This is a genomic window from Bacillus sp. mrc49 (assembly GCF_002803435.1).
The window spans coordinates 1-930 of sequence record NZ_PHNG01000164.1 but is presented as its reverse complement, the minus strand read 5'-3'; the positions used below and the strand labels follow the sequence as shown (position 1 = coordinate 930).

The window sequence follows — 930 nt, the reverse complement described above, 5'->3', positions numbered from 1 at the left end:
GGGCAGTTGCAATTGGCGATTTTCCAAATTAAATTCCCCTCCAACCATGCATTTTTAATCTCTCAAGATCTTGTCGATTCTCATTGCATCCAGGTCTTTTTCTCTAATCAAGAAGATACTTTCGGGTTTTTAGGAACTATGTACTTTATCAAACGTTGCCAGGCCTAAAAACCCGGTAAGGGGCTCATGGGCCTAGCATCCAGAAGAAAACCGCCATATCATTATGTGGTGGGCAAGGACCCATGAATGAACGAATTCCAGTCGATTTCAAGTAACCAGCTAGCCGCTGCTTCAATATCCTTAGCAAAGACGCGATCTTGTGTAATGCTCGGAATGATCTTTCTTGCTTCCGTATAAAAATCCTTTGTGAATGGAGCCATCTTTTCCGTTCCGCGGTACTCCACCGCTTGCAGGGCACAAATGAGCTCTATCGCCAAAACGCGGCGGACGTTTTGGATGATTTGATGCGCGTGCCGCGATCCAATTGTCCCCATGCTTACATGATCTTCCTGATTCGCTGAAGATGGAATGGAATCCACACTAGCCGGATGGGCGAGTGTCTTATTTTCAGAGACGAGTGAAGCGGCGCAATATTGCATGATCATCGCTCCCGATTGCAAGCCAGGCGACGGACTCAGGAATGGCGGTAAATCATTCAACTGGGGATTGACGAGTCGCTCGATCCGGCGCTCGGAAATGTTCGCAAGCTCGGCAATGGCGATTTTCATGAAGTCCATCGCGAACGCTATCGGCTGGCCATGGAAGTTTCCGCCTGAAATCACCTTTTCACCATCATCAAAGATAAGCGGATTATCCGTTGCAGCATTCATTTCAATTTCCAGTTTTTCTTTGACATAATCGAGAGTTTGCCATGATGCCCCATGAACCTGCGGAATGCAGCGAAGCGAATATGCATCCTGTACCCGGAGC

1 protein-coding gene is annotated in these 930 nt (G+C 47.6%); it reads right to left on the bottom strand.

The window, feature by feature from the left end; all coding sequences use genetic code 11:
* Positions 1–221: 221 nt before the first annotated feature.
* Positions 222–930: aromatic amino acid lyase (locus CVN76_RS01140; RefSeq protein ID WP_198512407.1), on the bottom strand; the 709-nt coding region annotated here is incomplete at its 5' end.